Source organism: Kocuria rosea subsp. polaris, from assembly GCF_001483755.1.
Classification (GTDB): domain Bacteria; phylum Actinomycetota; class Actinomycetes; order Actinomycetales; family Micrococcaceae; genus Kocuria; species Kocuria cellulosilytica.
This window is the reverse complement of sequence record NZ_LQBK01000004.1, coordinates 533069-551808: the sequence shown is the minus strand read 5'-3', so window position 1 is coordinate 551808 and position 18740 is coordinate 533069. Positions and strand designations below refer to the sequence as shown.

Sequence of the window (18740 nt, the reverse complement as noted above, 5' to 3'; positions counted from 1 at the left end):
GCCGGGTTACCCCCAGGGGTATAGGATGGCGGTCATGCACCCGACGAACTCCACCGTGGACCGGCGCGCCCTGCAACAGAGAGTGGTCCGCGTCCTGGCGCTCGGCCAGATCCTCGGCGGGCTGGGCGTCGGCGCCACCCTGGCCCTGGGCGCCCTCCTCGTCACCGAGGTCTCCGGCTCCTCGGCCTGGTCCGGCATGGCCGCGACCATGAACACCCTGGGCGCCGCCCTGCTCGCCGTCCCCCTCGCCCGGCTCGCCCAGGCCCGCGGCCGGCGGATCTCGCTGAGCACCGGGGCGTTCACCGCCATGGCCGGCGCCTCGATCACGATCGGCGCCGCCGTCCTCTCGAGCTTCCCCGTCCTGCTGGTGGGCCTGGCGCTGCTCGGCGCCGGCTCGGCCCTCAACCTGCAGTCCCGGTTCGCGGCGACCGACCTCGCCGCCGACGACACCCGGGCCCGGGACCTGTCCCTGGTGGTGTGGTCCACGACGATCGGCGCGGTGCTGGGCCCCAACCTCTTCGAGCCCGGCGAGCTGATCGGACGGGCCCTGGGCCTGCCGGAGCTCACGGGCGGGTTCGTCATCGCCCTCGTGGCGCAGGCCTTCGGCGCCCTGGTCTACCTCACGGCGCTGCGGCCCGACCCGCTGCTGCTGGCCGTGGCCGACGGCGAGGCCGCGGGGAAGGACAAGCCCTCCCCCGCGGGCGGGCTGGCGGTGCTGCGGGCGTCGTCGCCCGCCCGCCGGGCCGTGCTCACCGTGGCGCTGAGCCACGCCGTGATGGTGGCGCTCATGTCCATGACGCCCGTGCACCTGACGATCCACGGGGCGTCGCTGAGCGTCGTCGGCCTGACCATCAGCCTGCACGTGGCCGGGATGTACGCCCTCGCCCCCGTGTTCGGCTGGCTCGCGGACCGGGCCGGGCGCCGCCCCACGGTGCTGCTCGGACAGGCCCTGTTCGTGGCGTCCCTCGTGCTGTCCTGGTTCGGCTCGACCTCCCCGGTGCTCGTGACGGTCAGCCTGGTGCTGCTCGGGCTCGGGTGGTCGGCCTCGACGGTCGCCGGCTCCACGCTCGTGGCCGAGGCCGTCCCGCCCGCCGAGCGGCCGAAGCTGCAGGGCGTCTCGGACCTGTTCATGAACCTCGCCGGCGCGACCGGGGGCGCGCTCGCCGGACCGGTGCTGGCGCTGATCGGCTTCGACGGTCTCAGCGCCGCGCTGCTCGTCCTCGTGGCGGTCGTGGTGCTCGCGCACCGGGCCGCGCCCGTACCCGTCCGACAGGACTAGTTCAGCACCGGCAGCTGGAGCGGGTAGCGGTACACCTCGCCCTTGTTGGCCTTCAGCACGGCCAGGACGTGGCACACGACCAGCAGCACCGCGGCGACGATCCAGAGCACGATCGCCACGGGGATCAGGATCACGGTGAACAGGCACACCCACGCGGCCACGTTGAGCAGCCACATGGACAGGTTGAAGTTGAACGACCCGGCCGAGGTGGCCCGCAGGAACGCGTTCTTCTCGCGGTAGACCAGCCAGACGACGAGGGGACCCACGAAGCCGAGCCACCCGACGGAGACCAGCGCGCCGACCAGGCCGGACAGGTGGGTGAGGACCGCGATGGTGCGGTCGTCCCCCTGCGCCCGGTACTGCGGGCGGGGTGCTGACGGTGGAAGGTAGGACATCGGGTTCTCCTGGTGGACAGAGGCGGAACCGGTCGCGGCACCCGGTGCCGCGGGCGCCGGACCGGCGCGGTGCTGCCAGCGTATCGGGGCGGGACCCGCGCCCGGTATGGGGGATGACCGCACTCCGCGGCGGCGGCTGACCGCCGTTGCGCACGGCACCGGCGCCCCCGCCCCGCCCTGGTCTACGATTCTCGGCAGACCGTTCCCGGCCCGCCCTCCGCGGGCCTGTCCCCGAGGGAGGCCCGTGGCCCTGCAGCTGCGCCCCAACAAGTACGCCTACCGGGCCATCGTGCTCGCCGGCCTGGCCGCCGTGAAGCTCTTCCGCGTGCCCCTGCTGGCCTCGGGCGAGGAGCACCTGCCCACCGACCAGGTGGTGCACGGGCTGGACCGGGAGGTCCGGCCCGGCCGGGGTGCCGTGGTGGCGGTGACCCACTTCGGCTACCTCGACTTCGTCTTCGCGCAGCTGGTGGTCTGGCGCCGGCTGCGGGCCCACTCCCGCTTCCTCATCACCCGCAAGCACACCGGCAGCGCCTTCGTCACCGCGGTGTGCCAGTTGTGCGACCACGTCGTCGTCGACCGCGCCGACGGCGCCCCGGCCTACGCCGAGGCCGTGGCGAAGCTGGCTCGCGGCGAGTTCCTCGCCGTCTTCCCCGAGGGCGGGGTCAGCCGCAGCTGGACCGTGCGCCCGCTGCGCACCGGCGCCGTGCGCATGGCCGCCGAGACCGGCGCCCCCGTCATCCCGGTGTCCGTGTGGGGCGGCCACCGGATGCTCACCCGGGGACGCGGCGGGCTCCGGCTGCGCGACCTGTGGCGCACACCGGTGCGCGTCCACGTCGGCCCGGTGCTGCGGGTGGCCCCGGGGGAGGACGTCCGCGCCGCGAGTGCGCGGCTGCGCTCCGTGCTGCAGGACGGGATCGACCGCTGCATCGCGGACTACCCCGTCACCCCCGAGCCCGGCGCGTGGTGGATGCCGGCGCACCTGGGCGGGAGCGCGATCACGGTCCAGGAGCAGATCGACTCCGACGCCCGGGAGCGGGAGGCCTACAAGCGGACCGGCTGAGCCCGCCGGGGCGCCCGGCTCAGCGGAACCCTGCGCGCAGGACCAGCTCGAGCTCGAAGCGGCTCTTGGGCTCGTGCAGGGCGTCCCCGAAGACCTCCCGCAGCTGGTTCACCCGGTACCCGACCGTCTGCTCGTGGATGTTCAGCTCGGCGGCCATCGCCGCGCGCTGCCCGTGGTGCTCGAGCCAGCACAGGAGGGTGGTGGCCAGCCGCTCCCGCTGGCCGGGCTTGAGCTCGTCCAGCGGGGCGAGGCGCTGCGCGGCGAGGTCCTCGACCACGCTGCGCTCGCTGTGCAGGACGAGCTCCACGAGGTGCTCGGAGACCCACAGCGGCCCGGGATCGGCAGGCTCCTCCCGCTGCAGCAGGTCCCGGGTCAGCACGGCCAGGCGCAGCGAGTCGGGGGCCGCGTACCAGGGCCGGCCCGGGCCGATCACCGCGCCGCGCCCGGTGAGGGCGCGCGCCAGCTCCTTGCGGCCGGTCGGGGAGGCGGGCTCGGGGACCACCGCCACGACGTCCCCGGGGCGGGACGTGAGCAGGGCGCGCTCCCCGAGGCGTGAGCGCAGCCCCACGCGCCGGTCGGCGGCCAGCGTCACCACGACCACCCGCTCGGGCACCGGCCACCCGGCGGCACTGGCCGCCGCGCGCACCGCGTCCTCGGCCACGTGGCCGCGCACCAGCATGTCCGCGAGCGCGTCCAGCAGCCGGTCCCGCTCCCCCGCCCGCTCGGACTGCTCCATGGCGTACCCCTCGGCGCTGGCCGCGGAGAGCTCCTCGATGTAGGCGAAGACGGACTCCGCGAGGCCGATCAGCACGGACGCCTCGAACCCGGCGTCCATGGCCACGCGGGAGAGGGAGCGCAGGGTGGTGCGCGCCCCGGAGCGGTAGGCCGCGAAGAGGGCGTCCATCGGGCGGCCCTCCCGCACCTCGCCGCGGCCGAGCCCCTCGTAGACCCGCCGGTCGTCGCCCATCAGCGCCGTCTGCTGGGTGCCGGGCAGCTGCAGGAACCGGGTCAGGGCCACCTCGACCCCGCGGCGGATGCTGTCGCCGAACAGGCCCTCCATCGGCCTGGCGTAGACCGGGACGTCGAGCCGGACGGCGTCCAGGAGCTCCTCGGTCACCGCCGGCAGGTGCGGGACGAGGAGGGGCGTCAGCGCCGGCGGGAGGGACGTCCACGGCAGCTCCCGGTCCGCCCGGCGCGCCGGCTGCGCCTGCACCATGTGCTCCGCCTGCTCCATGTTTCCCCGCTTTCATGCCGGCACCACAAATTCTCTGCTGAAAGAGTACGCGACAGGACGAGAACTGCGGCCGGAATTGGGGCACAGTTATTAGGTGCCCCAACTGCGACTGTTCACCCGCCTGGCTTCGGCCTTCACCACCCCCCGCTCGCCCGAGGACTTCCTGCGGCTCGTCGACCCCCTCGCCAGCGCCCGCCAGCTGCGCGGCCTGGTGACCTCCGTGGTGCCCGAGACCGCGGACTCGGTGACGATCCGCTTCCGTCCCGGCCGGGGCTGGAACGCGCACGAGGCCGGCCAGTGGGCCCGCATCGGCGTGGAGATCGACGGCGTGCGGCACTGGCGCTCCTACTCCCTCAGCACGGGGGCCGGTCAGGACCCCGCCATCACGGTGACGGCGATGGGCAAGGTCTCCACCGCCCTGGTCCGCGGGACCCGGCCCGGCGACGTCCTGTTCCTCGCCCCGCCCGAGGGCGACTTCGTCCTCCCCGAGAGCCCGCGTCCGCTGCTGATGCTCACCGCCGGCAGCGGGCTGACGCCGGTCATGTCCATGATCCGCACCCTCGTGCCCCGCCGCGCGGACGCCGACCTGGTGCTCGTGCACTCCTCGCGCTCCCCGGAGGACTCCCTCTTCCGCGAGGAGCTGCTGGAGCTCACCGACCAGTTCCCGGGCTTCCGGCTCGTGCAGTGGTTCACCGACGAGCGCGGCCGCCGCCTCGACCTCGCGGCCACCGCCGACCTCGACTCCGCGTGCCCCGACTGGCGCGACCGCGCCGCGTACGCCTGCGGGCCCGCCGACTTCCTCGACGCCGCCGAGGCGCTCTGGAACCGCGAGGAGGGCGAGCTGCGGGTCGAGCGCTTCGCCGCCGTGGTCGCCCCCGGCGCCGGCGGGGAGGGCGGGCGCGTGACGTTCGAGAAGTCCGACAAGGAGGTCGAGGCCGACAGCGGCACGACCCTCCTGGCCGCCGGCGAGTACGCCGGCCTGATGATGCGCAGCGGCTGCCGGATGGGCATCTGCCACGCCTGCGTGACCCCGCTGCTCTCCGGGCAGGTCCGCGACACCCGCACCGGTGAGGTGCACGGCGAGCCCGGACACCTCGTGCAGACCTGTGTGTCCACGGCCGCCGGCCCCGTCAGCCTCGACGCCTGACCCGACCACTTCCAGCACTCGTTCTCCGACCCCGTTCCGAAGGAGCGACACCATGACGATCGTCACCCCATTCCTGCTCGACTCGGGCCGGCGCGCAGCGGCGCCCAAGCCGTCCACGGCCGCCCACCTCACCGACGAGCAGGTCGAGGAGCTCGGCCGCGAGCTCGACGCGCTCCGCGAGTCCGTGATCGCCAGCCGCGGCGCCGCGGACGCGGCCTACATCCGCCGGGTCATCGCCACGCAGCGCTCCCTCGAGCTGGCCGGGCGCGCCACCCTGCTGTTCGCCAAGCACAAGCCCGCCTGGATCGCGGGCACCGGCATGCTCACCGTGGCCAAGATCCTGGAGAACATGGAGATCGGCCACAACGTGCTGCACGGCCAGTGGGACTGGATGCGCGACCCCGACATCCACTCCACCACCTGGGAGTGGGACTTCGTGACCCCCTCCAAGGCGTGGCAGCACACCCACAACGACCTGCACCACACCTGGACGAACGTCCTCGGCAAGGACCGCGACGTCGGGTACAACGTCTTCCGCGTGGACGAGGGCCAGCCCTGGCAGTGGTGGAACCTCGGCAACCCGCTCTACAACGCGCTGCTCGCCCCCGTGTTCGAGTTCGGCATCGCCATCTACGACCTCGAGTTCGACCAGGTGCGGGAGGGCACGAAGTCGAAGGCCGACCTCAAGCAGGGGCTCAAGGCCCTGGGCGCCAAGTTCCTCAAGCAGGTCGCCAAGGACTACGTGGCCACGCCCGCCGCCGCGAAGCTCACCGGCTCCGGGAAGCAGGCCCTGGCCGCGACCGTGACCGCCAACGCCGCCCGCAACATCTGGGCGCACGCCGTGATCTTCTGCGGACACTTCCCCGAGGGCGTGGACACGTTCACCGAGGAGCAGATCGAGGGCGAGACCCGCGGGGACTGGTACCTGCGGCAGATGCTCGGCTCGGCCAACATCTCCGGGTCCAAGCTGATGCACCTGATGACCGGCAACCTGTCCTTCCAGATCGAGCACCACCTGTTCCCGGACCTGCCCTCCAACCGCTACGCAGAGGTCGCCGTGAAGGTCCGGGAGATCTGCGAGCGCTACGGGCTGCCCTACACGACCGGGCCGCTGCCCAAGCAGGTCGGCTCCTACTGGGCGAAGATCTTCCGCCTGGCCCTGCCCTGACCCGTTCCTGCGGGAGGCCCTCCGAACGGCCGCGGTGCTCCGGCACCGCGGCCGTTCCGCGTGCCGGGGCGCGTGCCGGGGACGCTCCCGCCCGGGACGCGCCCCGGGGAGCTGTCGGGCCGCGTTGGTAGGCTCGCGGGACCCGCACGAAAGGCAGGCCATGAGCTCTCCCCAGCGCGTCCTCATCACCGGTGCCACCGGCTACGTCGGAGGGCGCCTGGCGCCCCGGATGCTCGAGGCGGGGCACACGGTGCGCGTCGCCGTCCGCTCCCCCGGCAAGCTGCGCGCCGTGCCGTGGCAGGACCAGGTGGAGGTCGCCGAGACGGACCTCAACGACCTCGACGGGATGACCGCCGCGTGCCAGGACGTCCACACCCTGTACTACCTCGTGCACTCCATGGGCGGTTCCCGCCAGTTCGAGGAGGAGGAGGCCGGGATGGCCCGGACCGTGGCCCGGGCCGCCGAGCGTGCCGGGGTGCGCCGCATCGTCTACCTCTCGGGCCTGCACCCCAGGGGCGTGGAGCTCTCCCAGCACATGCGCTCGCGGGTCCGGGTCGGCGAGATCCTGCTCGAGGGCTCCGTCCCGGCGGTGGTCCTGCAGGCCGGGACGGTGATCGGCTCCGGCTCGGCGTCCTTCGAGATGATCCGCCACCTCGGCGACACCCTCCCGGTCATGCCCGCGCCGTCCTGGGTGACCAACAGCATCGAGCCGATCGCGGTCCGCGACGTGCTGTACTACCTCCTCCACGCGATGGACCTGCCGGAGGGGCTCAACCGCACCTTCGACATCGGCTCCCGCGACGTCATGACCTACGCCGACGCCATGCGCCGGTACGCGCGGGTCGCCGGGCTGCGCCGGCGGGTGGTCTTCCACCTGCCCCTCCCGGCGCCCCGGCTGTCGGGGTTCTGGGTGGGCATGGTCACCCCGATCCCCCTGGCCCTGGCCGTGCCGCTCGTGCAGTCGCTGCAGCACGACGCGGTGTCGGACGAGCACGACATCGACGACTACATCCCCCAGCCCCCGGAAGGCCTGGCCGGCTACCGCCGCGCCGTGGCCCTCGCGCTGAAGAAGATCGAGGACAACTCCGTGGAGACCACGTGGGACGTCCACTACAGCTCCTCCGAGGCGGCCGCCGACCCGCTGCCCTCGGACCCGGACTGGGCGGGGCGCACGGTGTTCGTGGACGAGCGCAGCCGCACGGGGCCGGCCCGGCCCGACCAGGTGTGGCGGGTCATCGAGTCCATCGGCGGGCGCAACGGCTGGTACTCGCTGCCCCTCGCGTGGCAGGTCCGCGGGCTCATGGACAAGCTCGTGGGCGGGGCCGGCCTGAACCGCGGCCGCCGCGACGCCACCGACCTCCAGGTGGGCGAGTACGTGGACTGGTGGCGCGTCGAGGAGCTGGAGGAGGGGCACAAGCTGCTCCTGCACGCCGAGATGCGCGCCCCCGGCCGCGCGTGGCTCGAGCTGTCCGTGGAGCCCGAGGGCGAGGGCAGCCGGTACACGCAGCGGGCCATCTTCTTCCCCCGGGGCCTGCCCGGGCGGCTCTACTGGTGGGGGGTGTGGCCCTTCCACGGGTTCATCTTCCCGTCCATGGCGCGCAACATCCTCGCCGCCGCCGCCGCGCTGGACGGCCCCGGGACCGGGAGCGCCGGGCAGGCCGACCCGGCGGGGCGGAGCACCGGGCCGGTCACCCCGGCGGGGGAGGTCCCAGCCGGGGGCTGAGCGTCTCCGGCCCCGCCACGGGCCGGGGGCCGGGCCGGCCCCACTCGCTCCACGAGCCGTCGTAGACCGCGACGTCCTCCCGGCCGGCCAGGTGGGCGCCGAGGGCGAGCACGCAGGCGGTGATCCCCGAGCCGCAGCTGGTGACGATGCGCCGTCCCCCGGGCGCGGCGGCCTCGATCTGCTCCCGCAGCCGCGGCAGCGGCAGCAGCCGCCCCTGCCCGTCCTGCAGCTCGGTGTACGGCAGGCTGACCGCCCCCGGCATGTGCCCGGGGCGCAGGCCCGGTCGCGGCTCGGGCTCGGTGCCCGCGAACCGGCCCGCGGAGCGGGCGTCCAGGACGACGGCGCCCGGATCGTCCAGGGCGCGGGCGACGTCCTCCGCCCCGACGAAGCAGCCCGCCCGCGGCGCGAGCTCGACGTCCCCGGGCTCGGCCGGCGGCGCGGCGTGCGCCCCGGTGGGCCGCCCCTCGGCGACCCACGCCGGGAGGCCGCCGTCGAGGACGGCGACCCGGTCGAAGCCCGCGCCCCGGAGCAGCCACCAGACCCGGGCGGACGCGAAGATCCCCTGGCCGTCGTAGGCCACGACCGTGCTGGTGCGCGAGATGCCGAGGGCCCGCGCCGCCACCGTGAGCTGCTCCGCCGGCGGCGCCGTGTGCGGCAGGTCCGAGGCCGGGTCCGAGAAGGGCCCGTCCAGGTCCAGGAGCAGGGCCCCGGGCAGGGCCTCACCGGTCCGGTTGAGCGTGGAGCTCGCGTCCACCAGCACGAGCCGGGGGTCGTCGAGGTGCCCGGCCAGCCACTCCGTGCTCACCACGGGACCGGGCAGCTCGAGCGGGGCGTCGTCGTGCGGGGTGCTCATGGGCCCCAGGCTAGCGCCGCGGCGACCACCGCACGAGGCGGGCCCCCGGGCGTCCGCCGGCGCCCGGTAGCCTGGCCGGGTGTCCGGGACTCTTCGACAGCGCGTCCGCGACGGCGTCCGCGGCCTGGCGCCGGGGTACTTCGCCCTCGTCATGGCCAGCGGCATCCTCTCGGTGGGCCTGCAGCTGCAGGGCTTCCCCATGCTCTCCGCGGTGCTGCTCGCCGTGTGCGCGGGCGGCTGGGCCGTGCTGTGCCTGCTGACCGTCTGGCGGTTCGCCGCCTTCCGGCGGGAGCTGCTCGTCGAGTTCCTCGACCCCCGGCGCGCCTTCGGCTTCTTCACCTTCGTGGCGGGCACCAACGTGCTGGCGGCACGGCTGGCGACGACGGGCTGGCACGGCGCCACGGCCGTGCTCCTGGGCCTGGCCGGCGCCGTCTGGCTGGTCCTGGGCTACGTGGTGCCGTGGACGGCCGTGCTCTCGCGGCGCACCCGGCCGGTGGTCAGCACGGCCAACGGCACGTGGTTCATCTGGGTGGTGGCCAGCCAGTCCGTGGCCGTGGCCGCCGCGGCCCTGGACCCCGTGGTGGCCGACGGCACCGCCCGTCACGCGCTGTCCGTCGTCGCGGTCGTCTGCTGGTCCGTGGGGCTGTTCCTCTACGCGTCCGCGGGCGTGCTGGTGACCCTGCGCATGATGCTGTACCCGCTGCGGCCGGTCGATCTGACCCCGCCCTACTGGGTGGCGATGGGGGCGTGCGCCATCACCGTGCTCGCGGCCTCCCGGATCGTGGAGATGTCCGACACCCCCATGGTCGCCGTGGTCCGCGGGCTCGTGGCCGGCCTGGGCGTGGTGTTCTGGGCGTTCGCCACGTGGTTGATCCCGGCCCTGGTGGCCGCGGGGTGGTGGCGCCACCGCGTGCACCGGGTCCCGCTGCGCTACGAGTCCTCGCTGTGGAGCGTGGTCTTCCCGCTGGGCATGTACGCCGTGGCCAGCATCTACCTGGGCCGGGCGGACGGCCTGCCGATCGTGGGGCTGGTCGGGGCCGCCTGGCTGTGGGTGGCCCTGGGCGCCTGGGCCGTCGTGTTCACGGCGATGCTCGTGCACCTGGTCCGGCGGCTGCTCCTCGGCCGGCAGGCCCCCGCCCCGGTCTGGCCGGGGCCGGACCCGGCGGACGACCCGGACACCGCCGGCAGTCCCGGCCCGGCCGACGGCCCGGACACCGCCGGCAGTCCCGGCCCGGCCGGCGGGCCCGACACCGCCCGATGAGCGCGGGCCCGGCCGACGACCGGGCGGAGCACCCCGGTCAGGCGGTGAGGGCCCCCTCAAGGTCCTCGAGCTGGTCCTCGACGTCCTCGATGCCCACCGAGAGCCGCACGAGGTCCACGGGCACGGCCAGCGCAGTGCCCCGGACGGAGGCGTGCGTCATCTCGGAGGGATAGCAGACCAGGGACTCCACCCCGCCCAGGCTCACGGACAGCGAGTACAGCCGGGTGCCCTCCGCCACCGCCCGGGCCGCGGCCTCCCCGCCGGCGAGCCGGAACGAGACCATGCCGCCGAACCCGCGCATCTGCGCGGCGGCGAGCGCGTGCCCGGGGTGCTCGGGCAGCCCGGGGTAGAGCACCTGCGCGACCTCCGGCCGCTCCAGCAGCCACTCGGCGATCCGCTGCGCGTTGTGCTGGTGGCGCTCCATCCGCAGGCTCAGGGTCTTGAGCCCGCGGGCGGCCAGGTAGCTGTCCTGGGGACCGGCCACGGCGCCGGCGGCGAACTGCTGGAAGCCGACCGTCTCCGCGAGGGGGACCCCGCGCCACTCGGCCGCCCCGACGACCACGGCACCGCCGAGCACGTCGGAGTGCCCGCCGATGTACTTGGTGGTGGAGTGCACCACGGCGTGCGCGCCGAGCTCGAGGGGGGTCTGCAGGTACGGGGACGCGAAGGTGTTGTCGACGACGAGCAGCGCCCCGGCCTCCTCGGCCAGCCGCGCCCAGGCCGCGACGTCGGCGATGCCGAGCAGCGGGTTGGACGGCGTCTCGAGCCACAGCACCCGGGTGCTGCCGGGCCGCACGGCCGCGCGGACGGCGTCGAGGTCGGTGCTGTCCACGGGCGTGGAGGCGATGTCCCACGGGGCGAGGACCCTGGTGATCAGCCGGTTGGTGCCGCCGTAGCCGTCGGCGCCGAGCACGATGTGGTCGCCGGGGCGCAGCACCGCGCGCAGCAGGGCGTCCTCGGCGGCGATCCCCGAGGCGAACGCGAAGCCGCGCTCCCCCCGCTCCAGGGCCGCGAGCTGCTCCTCGAAGCCGCTGCGGGTGGGATTGGAGCCGCGGCTGTACTCGTGGCCGGCGCGCAGCACGTTGATCCCGTCCTGGGCGAACGTGGAGGTCTGGTAGATCGGCGGGATGACCGCCCCGGTGAGGGGGTCCGGCTCCTGCCCGGCGTGGACGGCGGTGGTCGTGAAGCCCCGTCGGCGGGTGCGGGTGTCGGTGGCGGGCGTCATGGCAGGGCTCACTTCCGGGTGGTCTGGACGGTGGTGACGACGGTGTCGAGGGCCTGGCCGAGGTCGGCGACGAGGTCCTGCGGGGACTCGAGGCCGATCGACAGCCGGATCGTGGTCCCGGCGATCCCGCCGGCCCGGCGCTGCTCGGGGGTCAGGCGGCAGTGCGTCATGGCCGCGGGGTGGGCCACGAGGCTGCGGGTGTCCCCCACGTTGGCGACCAGCTTGAACAGCCGCAGCGCGTCGATGAAGGGGCCCACGGCGGCGTCCGGGGCGGCCAGGTCGAAGGAGAACACGGAGCCGGTCCCGCGCGGGAAGTCCCGTGCCGCGATCCCGGCGCCGGGGTCCCCGGGCACGCCGGGGTGGTGGACGCGGGCGACGGCGGGGTGCCCGGCCAGGAACTCGGCCACCGCCAGGGCCGAGGCCGTGTGGCGGGCCACGCGCAGGTCGAGGGTCTCGGTGCCCTGCAGGATCTGCCCGGCGTTGAACGGGGAGAGCGTGGTGCCGAGGTCGTGCACGTACTTGGCACGGACCAGGTGCAGGTAGGGGCTGGCCCCGGCGCACTTCTCGACCAGGCTCAGCCCGCCCCAGCGGGCGCGGGCCTGCGTGAACTGCGGCCACTTCTCCGGCCGCGCGGACCAGTCGAAGGTCCCGCCGTCCACGACCGCCCCGGCCAGCGCGTTGCCGTGCCCGCCCAGGAACTTGGTGGCCGAGTGCACCACGATGTCGGCGCCCTTCTCGAGCGGCCGGTACAGGGCCGGGGACGCGAGGGTGTTGTCGACGACGACGGGCACCCCGGCCGCCCGGGCGACGTCGGCGATGCCGGGCAGGTCCGGGAGGGTGGCCAGCGGGTTGCCGATGGACTCCAGCAGGAACGCCCGGGTGTCGGGGCGCACGGCCGCGGCCCACGCCCCCGGGGCGGTGGGGTCCACGAAGGAGACCTCGATCCCGCAGTCCGCGAAGGTGTCGGTGAGCAGGTCCACGGTGCCGCCGTAGAGCTTCTCCGAGGCCACGAGGTGCTTGCCGGCGCCCTGCCCGAGCAGCGCGAGCAGCGCGACGGCCACCGCGGACTGCCCGGAGCCGGTGGCCACCGCGCCCGCGCCGCCCTCGAGGTCGCTGATCCGCTGCTCGAGCACCGCCACCGTGGGATTGCCGGTGCGCGTGTAGGTGAAGCCCGGCCGGGTCTGGGCGAACATCTGCCGGGCCGCCTCGTAGTCGGGGAACTCGAACGCCGCGGTCTGGTAGATCGGCACCGTCAGGGTGCGCTGGGCGACCTCGCCGTGGGTGCCCGCGTGGATCTGCCGGGTCGCGAGGTCGTGGTCGGTCACGGGGATGGACATGGCGCTGCTCCTGTGCCTTGCTCTTACCCGCACCGGACGGCCGCGGCCCCCCGGTGGGGGCGCCGCGGAGGATGCAGGCCGCTTCCTCATCCGAACCACCCAATGAGCATGGGGTTGGTGCGTGACCCAGTCGGAGCTTCGCGGTCACGTCTCGTGAAGCTGGAACAACACTATGCGCAGAGGTAGTGGCTGTCCCTCCGCGACCGAAGATGACGACCGTGACGGAACATGACGCCGGCGGTGCGCGCCGGGCCCGCGGCTCAGGCCCGGGTGTCGATGTCCTCGAAGATCAGGAACGTCTGGGTGTCCACCACCCCGGGCAGCTGCTGGATGTGCTCGAAGATCACCTGCCGCAGGTGCACGGTGTCCACGGCCCGCACGAGGAGCATGACGTCGAAGTTCCCGCCCACCAGGGCGATGTGGTGCACGGCGGGGATCGCCCGCAGCTGGGCGCACAGCTCCCGCCAGGTGTTCTGCTGGAGCTTGAGCGTCACGTAGGCGGAGGCCTGCAGCCCCGCCCGCACCGGGTCGATCACGGTGCTGAAGCTCAGGATCACGCCCTCGTCCCGCAGCCGGTTGATCCGGGCGTAGGCGTGGGCGCGGGAGACGTGCACGGCCGCGGCGATCGCGGTGACCGACTGCCTCGCGTCCCGGGACAGCTCCGCGAGGATCTTCCGATCGGTCTCGTCCAGGGAGACGGGGGTCGAGGGCACGGCGGGCTCCTTCGGGGTGGGTGGGTCACAGGGTCCGGCACGGCACCGGACGAATGCGTGTGCTCCACGCCACACTAGAACATTTCGTCCACACTGTCTGCTCCGTTCGTCTCAGTCTTCTGCACTTTCCGGCCTCTCTGGATACGAAGCAGGCCCGGTTCGCATACTGGGGAGACAGAGTTGCACCAGCCTTCCTGCCTCCCCGGCCCCGTGCGCGGACCGGGGACCGACCGAGGGGACACCATGAGCCAGACCGTCGAGACCCCCGAGGACCCGATCCTCCGGGCCTCCCAGACCTTCGGCATCACGCCGGAGCAGTACATGCTCCCGGCCCGCGGCGAGATCCGCATGGTCGATCCGAGCGGGCGGCTGCTCGCCCCCGAGGAGCAGGGCACCGGCCCCGGCCACGAGTACCCGCTGCCCGACCGGGACGTCCTGCTGGACGCCTACGAGAAGCTGGTGGTGGGCCGGCGGGTCAACGACCAGAACTCCGCGCTGGTCCGGCAGGGCCGCATGGCCGTCTACCCGTCCAGCCACGGCCAGGAGGCCTGCCAGGTGGCGGCCGCCCTGTGCCTCGAGGAGGGCGACTGGCTGTTCCCCACCTACCGGGACACCGTGGCGGTCATGACCAAGGGCGTGGACCCCCTGCAGGTCATGGCGATCTTCCGCGGCGAGTGGCACGGCGGCTACGACCCGTACGAGCACTGCGTGGGCATCCAGTCCACGCCGCTGACCACCCAGCTGCTGCACGCGGTGGGCGTGGCCCACGCCGCGAAGCTGCGCGGCGAGGACACCGTGGTGCTGGCGATGTGCGGGGACGGCGCCACCAGCGAGGGCGACTTCCACGAGGCCCTGAACTTCGCGGCCGTGTTCAAGCTGCCGGTCGTGTTCTTCGTGCAGAACAACGGCTACGCGATCTCCGTGCCCCTGTCCCAGCAGTCCGCGGCCCCCAGCCTCGCGCACAAGGCGGTCGGCTACGGCATGGCCGGCGAGCGCGTGGACGGCAACGACCTCGTGGCGCTGCTCGCCACGCTGCGCCGCGCCGTGGACCTGGCGCGCTCCGAGTCCGAGCCGCTCCTCGTCGAGGCGCACACCTACCGCATGCAGGCGCACACCAACGCCGACGACGCCACGCGCTACCGCGACGACGCCGAGGTGCAGGAGTGGATCGCCAAGGACCCGGTCACCCGGATGCGCGCCTGGCTCGGCGCCGAGGGCGTGCTGGACGACGCGGCCGAGCAGCGCATCGCCGCGACCGCCGAGGACGTCGCCACGACGCTGCGCGACGGCATGAACGCCGACGTGGAGATCGACCCGCTCGAGCTGTTCCGCCACGTCTACACCGAGCAGACCCCGCAGCTCGCCGAGCAGGAGCAGTTCCTGGCCGCCGAGCTCGCCCGAGAGGAGACCGGACAGTGAGCACCCTGGAAGCCCCCGCGCCGTCCGGCGAGGCCCCGGCGGTCAAGCCGGCCACCTTCGCCCAGGCGCTCAACACCGCCCTGGCGGACGCCCTGGCCGCCGACGACGGCGTCGTCGTCTTCGGCGAGGACGTCGGCACCCTCGGCGGCGTCTTCCGCATCACCGACGGGCTGACGCAGCGCTTCGGCCGCACCCGCTGCTTCGACACCCCGCTGGCCGAGTCCGGGATCGCCGGCATGGCCGTGGGCATGGCGATGAACCGCATGCGCCCCGTGATCGAGATGCAGTTCGACGCCTTCGCCTACCCCGCCTTCGAGCAGGTCGCCTCGCACATCGCGAAGATGCACAACCGCACCCGCGGCGCCGTGCGCCTGCCCATCGTCATCCGCATCCCCTACGCCGGGGGCATCGGCGGCGTGGAGCACCACTGCGACTCCTCCGAGGCCTACTACGCCCACACCCCGGGCCTGAAGGTCTTCACCCCCGCCACGGTCGAGGACGCCTACCTCATGCTGCGCGAGGCGATCGACTCCGACGACCCCGTCGTGTTCTTCGAGCCCAAGAAGCTCTACTGGTCCAAGGCGCCCGTGGACCTGGCCGAGCTGCGGGACCGCTACGAGAACCGTGCTCCCGAGCGCCGGGAGGGCCGTGCCGTGGTCGCCCGCGCCGGCGAGGACGCCACGCTCCTCGCCTACGGGCCGTCCGTGCCGACCGCCCTGGCGGCCGCGGCGACCGCCGCCGCCGAGGGCCGCTCGCTCGAGGTCGTGGACCTGCGCAGCATCGTCCCGTTCGACGACGAGACGGTCGCCGCGTCGGTGCGCAGGACCGGGCGCGTGGTGGTCGTGGCCGAGGCCCCGGGCTTCGCGTCCGTGGCGGCCGAGATCGTGGCCCGCGTCCAGGAGCGCTGCTTCCACTCCCTGGCCGCGCCCGTGCGCCGCGTGACCGGGTTCGACATCCCGTACCCGGCGCCCAAGCTCGAGGAGCACTACCTGCCGAGCGTCGACCGCATCCTCGACGCCGTGGACGACCTGCAGTGGGAGGACTGACCATGACCGTGAAGACGTTCACCCTGCCGGATCTCGGCGAGGGACTGACCGAGGCCGAACTCGTGAGCTGGCTCGTCCGGGTGGGCGACACCGTCGCCGTGGACCAGCCGATCGCCGAGGTGGAGACCGCCAAGTCCGCCGTGGAGGTGCCGTGCCCCTTCGCGGGGACCGTGCACCAGCTGCACGGCGACTCCGGGCAGACCCTCGACGTGGGGGCCCCGCTGATCTCCGTGGACACCGGGGACCGGGACGGGACCCCCGCCCCGCAGGGCGGCGGCCCCAAGGGCGGGCAGTCCTACCGGGAGGAGGAGCGCGCCGGGGCGGACCCCGCGGCGGCCGCCGGGGCCTCCGACGACGACGCCGGATCGGGCAGCGTGCTCATCGGCTACGGCACGCCGGCCGGCGGCGCGGCCGGGCGCCGGCGCCGGCCGAAGCGCGCCGGGTCCGCGGACGGGTCGGCTGCCGCGGCCACCGCCGTGCCGGCCGCCGCGGCGGCGGCGCAGGGAGCGGCGCAGGCCGCTGCCGCGGACGCCGCCCACGACGCGATGGCCTCGGCCCCGCGCCTGGCGCCCACGGTCGTCTCGCCGATCGTGCGCAAGCTCGCCAAGGACCGCGGGATCGACATCTCCACCGTGCGCGGCTCCGGGCCCGGCGGGCTCGTCCTGCGCCGCGACGTCGTGGCCGCGGCGGACGCCGCCGCGGGGCCGGCCCCGCAGGGGACGGCCGCCCCGTCCTCGCCGGCGCCCGCCCCGGAGCGCTCCACCCAGGAGCCCTCCGCCGTGGACGCCCGCACGGGGCTGGGGGTCGCCGAGCGGCTGCCGGTCACCGGGATCCGCAAGGCCATCGGGCAGGCCATGACCCGTTCCCGCAGCGAGATCCCCGAGGCCACCGTCTGGGTGGACGTGGACGCCACGAAGCTCGTGGAGCTGCGCGCCGAGCTCAAGGCGCAGGACCCCGAGCGGGCCCCGGGGCTCATGGCCCTGATCGCGCGCTTCGTGCTCGCCGGACTGGCCCGGCACCCCGAGCTCGCCACCCGGATCGAGACCCTCGAGGACGGCAGCCAGCAGATCGTGCGCTTCGACGGCGTGAACCTGGGCTTCGCGGCGCAGACCGACCGCGGGCTCGTGGTGCCGAACATCCGCGGCGCGCACGCCCTCAGCGCCCGCGGCCTGGACGCCGAGCTCCGGCGGCTCACCGAGCTCGCGCGCTCCGGGAAGGCCGGCCCCGCCGAGCTGTCCGGCTCCACGTTCACGCTCAACAACTACGGGGTGTTCGGCACGGACGGGGCCGCGGCGATCATCAACCACCCGGAGGTCGCGATCCTGGGGATCGGCCGGATCATCGACCGCCCGTGGGTGGTCGACGGGCAGCTGGCCGTCCGCAAGGTCACCCAGCTCTCCCTCGCGTTCGACCACCGGGTGTGCGACGGCGGGGCCGCCGGCGGCTTCCTGCGCATGGTGGCCGACGCCGTGGAGAACCCGCTCTCGGTGCTCGCGGACCTCTGATCCCGGGGGGCGCCGGAGCACCCCGGGCGGCGGGAGCCCGCCGTCCGGGGTGCTCCGGCCGGCGGCCTCCCCGCCCGCGAGGGGGCGTGCTCAGCGCTGGTCGGCGGGCGCGTCCCGGCGGGCGAGGTCGGGGTGGTGGCGGGTGCCGAGCAGGTGCGGGCCCAGGTCGGCGACCGTCCTGGCGCCCATCAGCTGCATGCTGATCCGGATCTCCTCCGCCAGCAGCTCGACGGCCCGCTCCACGCCCTGCTGCCCGCCGGCCATCAGCCCGTAGAGGTAGGCCCGGCCGATGAGCACGAAGTCCGCGCCGGCGCACAGGGCGGCGAGCACGTCGGCGCCGCTCATGATCCCGGAGTCCAGGATCAGCTCGACGTCCTCGCCCACCTCGTCCCGCACCTCGGGCAGCGCGTGCAGCGAGGCGGGGGCGCGGTCGAGCTGGCGGCCGCCGTGGTTGGAGACGACCAGCCCGTCGGCCCCAGCGGCCAGGGACTGCCGGGCGTCGTCGCGGGTCAGCACGCCCTTCACGAACAGCTTTCCCGGCCACTCGGAGCGGATCCACTCGAGGTCCGCGTAGGACAGGGTCGGGTCGAACATCGAGTTCGTGATGGTGGGCAGGTCGGCGCTCGTGCTCGAGAGGGACGCGAACTTCAGGGAGTCCGTGGTCAGGAAGTTGAACCACCACTCGGGCCGGCGGGCGGCGTCGGCCACCGTCCGCAGCGTGAGCCTCGGCGGGATGACCATGCCGTTGCGCACGTCCCGCAGCCGCTGGCCCGCCACCGGGGTGTCCACGGTGACGAGCAGGGTCCAGTAGCCGTGGGCCGCGGCGCGCGCCAGCAGGTCCCGGGAGCGGGCCCGGTCCTTCCACAGGTACAGCTGGAACCAGCGGGTCGCGTCCGGGGCGGCCGCGGCGACCTCCTCGAGCGACCGGGTGCCCATGGTGGACAGGGTGAAGGGGATGCCGGCCTGCTCGGCCGCGCGGACTCCCCCGATCTCCCCCTCCGAGTGCATGAACCGGGTGAAGCCGGTCGGCGCGATCCCGAACGGCAGCGCGGACCGGGTCCCGGCGATCGGCGCGGACAGGTCCGGGGCGGCGATGCCGTGCAGGATCCGGGGCAGCAGCTCGACCGCGTCGAACGCCTCCCGCGAGCGCCGCCGGGTCAGTTCGCGCTGGGCGGCGCCGTCCGTGTAGTCGAACGCCGGGCGCGGGGTGCGGCGGCGGGCGATCCGGCGCAGGTCCCAGAGGTCCGCGGCCCCGGCCAGCCGGGCCGCGCGGCGGTCGAGGGCGGGGGCCTCGAACTGCAGGAGCGGGCGCAGCTCGGACCACTGGGGCAGACGCCGTTCCATGGCGGACCTCCTGACGGTCGGGGTGCTCCCG

Annotated in this window: 16 protein-coding genes and 1 riboswitch; of the genes, 9 read left to right on the top strand and 7 right to left on the bottom strand. The window is 74.4% G+C overall.

Translation table 11 applies throughout. The features are described 5' to 3' along the window. The first annotated feature begins 25 nt into the window (after nucleotides 1-25). On the top strand, nucleotides 26-1279 hold the full coding sequence (locus AVL61_RS04895) for an MFS transporter (protein WP_058873195.1): 1254 nt from the start codon (nucleotides 26-28) through the stop codon (nucleotides 1277-1279). Here AVL61_RS04895 and AVL61_RS04890 read toward each other — a convergent pair. Beyond that, nucleotides 1276-1674: a DUF4870 domain-containing protein gene (locus AVL61_RS04890; RefSeq protein ID WP_058873194.1), complete on the bottom strand. Its 399-nt coding sequence runs from the start codon at nucleotides 1672-1674 to the stop codon at nucleotides 1276-1278. The two genes, AVL61_RS04895 and AVL61_RS04890, sit on opposite strands and share 4 nt — an antisense overlap. Nucleotides 1675-1918: 244 nt before the next feature. Between AVL61_RS04890 and AVL61_RS04885 the strand changes: the two genes are divergently transcribed. After that, nucleotides 1919-2734 (top strand): lysophospholipid acyltransferase family protein, encoded by an 816-nt coding sequence (locus AVL61_RS04885; protein ID WP_058873193.1) that lies wholly within the window; start codon nucleotides 1919-1921, stop codon nucleotides 2732-2734. A 19-nt stretch (nucleotides 2735-2753) separates the two neighbouring features. On the opposite strand, the gene AVL61_RS04880 is transcribed toward AVL61_RS04885, so the two are convergent. After that, the gene (locus AVL61_RS04880) at nucleotides 2754-3968 is read right to left on the bottom strand and encodes a PucR family transcriptional regulator (RefSeq protein ID WP_058873192.1); all 1215 of its coding nucleotides are present in this window, start codon (nucleotides 3966-3968) and stop codon (nucleotides 2754-2756) included. A gap of 94 nt (nucleotides 3969-4062) precedes the next feature. Between AVL61_RS04880 and AVL61_RS04875 the strand changes: the two genes are divergently transcribed. The 3 genes from AVL61_RS04875 to AVL61_RS04865 all read left to right on the top strand — a co-directional run bounded on the left by AVL61_RS04875 (nucleotide 4063) and on the right by AVL61_RS04865 (nucleotide 8006). Beyond that, nucleotides 4063-5115 (top strand): ferredoxin reductase, encoded by a 1053-nt coding sequence (locus AVL61_RS04875; RefSeq protein ID WP_058873191.1) that lies wholly within the window; start codon nucleotides 4063-4065, stop codon nucleotides 5113-5115. A gap of 52 nt (nucleotides 5116-5167) precedes the next feature. Further along, nucleotides 5168-6283, top strand: a complete 1116-nt coding sequence (locus AVL61_RS04870) for a fatty acid desaturase family protein (protein ID WP_058873190.1) — start codon at nucleotides 5168-5170, stop codon at nucleotides 6281-6283. Nucleotides 6284-6443: 160 nt separating this feature from the next. Then, complete coding sequence (locus AVL61_RS04865; protein ID WP_058873189.1) at nucleotides 6444-8006, top strand: SDR family oxidoreductase; 1563 nt, start codon at nucleotides 6444-6446, stop codon at nucleotides 8004-8006. On the opposite strand, the gene AVL61_RS04860 is transcribed toward AVL61_RS04865, so the two are convergent. Next, nucleotides 7972-8859, bottom strand: coding sequence for a sulfurtransferase (locus AVL61_RS04860; RefSeq protein ID WP_058873188.1), 888 nt, complete (start codon nucleotides 8857-8859; stop codon nucleotides 7972-7974). The two genes, AVL61_RS04865 and AVL61_RS04860, sit on opposite strands and share 35 nt — an antisense overlap. Before the next feature lie 79 nt (nucleotides 8860-8938). Between AVL61_RS04860 and AVL61_RS04855 the strand changes: the two genes are divergently transcribed. Then, nucleotides 8939-10120 (top strand): tellurite resistance/C4-dicarboxylate transporter family protein, encoded by a 1182-nt coding sequence (locus AVL61_RS04855; protein ID WP_082696956.1) that lies wholly within the window; start codon nucleotides 8939-8941, stop codon nucleotides 10118-10120. Between the two features lie 37 nt (nucleotides 10121-10157). Here AVL61_RS04855 and AVL61_RS04850 read toward each other — a convergent pair whose 3' ends face one another. The 3 genes from AVL61_RS04850 to AVL61_RS04840 all read right to left on the bottom strand — a co-directional run bounded on the left by AVL61_RS04850 (nucleotide 10158) and on the right by AVL61_RS04840 (nucleotide 13395). After that, nucleotides 10158-11345 (bottom strand): cystathionine gamma-synthase, encoded by a 1188-nt coding sequence (locus tag AVL61_RS04850; protein ID WP_058873186.1) that lies wholly within the window; start codon nucleotides 11343-11345, stop codon nucleotides 10158-10160. 8 nt (nucleotides 11346-11353) lie between these two features. Then, entirely contained in the window at nucleotides 11354-12682 is a 1329-nt protein-coding gene (locus AVL61_RS04845; RefSeq protein ID WP_058873185.1) for an O-acetylhomoserine aminocarboxypropyltransferase/cysteine synthase family protein, read from the bottom strand. Nucleotides 12683-12696: 14 nt separating this feature from the next. Continuing rightward, nucleotides 12697-12841: riboswitch (SAM riboswitch) on the bottom strand. 101 nt (nucleotides 12842-12942) lie between these two features. Further along, complete coding sequence (locus tag AVL61_RS04840) at nucleotides 12943-13395, bottom strand: Lrp/AsnC family transcriptional regulator (RefSeq protein WP_058873184.1); 453 nt, start codon at nucleotides 13393-13395, stop codon at nucleotides 12943-12945. 243 nt (nucleotides 13396-13638) lie between these two features. Here AVL61_RS04840 and AVL61_RS04835 point away from each other — a divergent pair, with 243 nt between their 5' ends. From AVL61_RS04835 to AVL61_RS04825, 3 genes are read left to right on the top strand one after another with little or no spacing between them, the layout of a single operon-like run. Then, on the top strand, nucleotides 13639-14814 hold the full coding sequence (locus AVL61_RS04835; protein ID WP_058873183.1) for a thiamine pyrophosphate-dependent dehydrogenase E1 component subunit alpha: 1176 nt from the start codon (nucleotides 13639-13641) through the stop codon (nucleotides 14812-14814). Continuing rightward, a complete protein-coding gene (locus AVL61_RS04830) occupies nucleotides 14811-15860 on the top strand; it encodes an alpha-ketoacid dehydrogenase subunit beta (protein WP_058873182.1) in 1050 nt (349 codons plus the stop codon). Before AVL61_RS04835 ends, AVL61_RS04830 begins: the two co-directional genes overlap by 4 nt. Nucleotides 15861-15862: 2 nt before the next feature. Beyond that, nucleotides 15863-17365, top strand: a complete 1503-nt coding sequence (locus AVL61_RS04825; protein ID WP_058873181.1) for a dihydrolipoamide acetyltransferase family protein — start codon at nucleotides 15863-15865, stop codon at nucleotides 17363-17365. 90 nt (nucleotides 17366-17455) lie between these two features. On the opposite strand, the gene AVL61_RS04820 is transcribed toward AVL61_RS04825, so the two are convergent. After that, nucleotides 17456-18709 carry an alpha-hydroxy acid oxidase gene (locus tag AVL61_RS04820; RefSeq protein ID WP_058873180.1) on the bottom strand — a complete coding sequence of 418 codons (1254 nt, stop codon included), beginning with the start codon at nucleotides 18707-18709 and terminating at the stop codon, nucleotides 17456-17458. Nucleotides 18710-18740 lie beyond the last annotated feature (31 nt).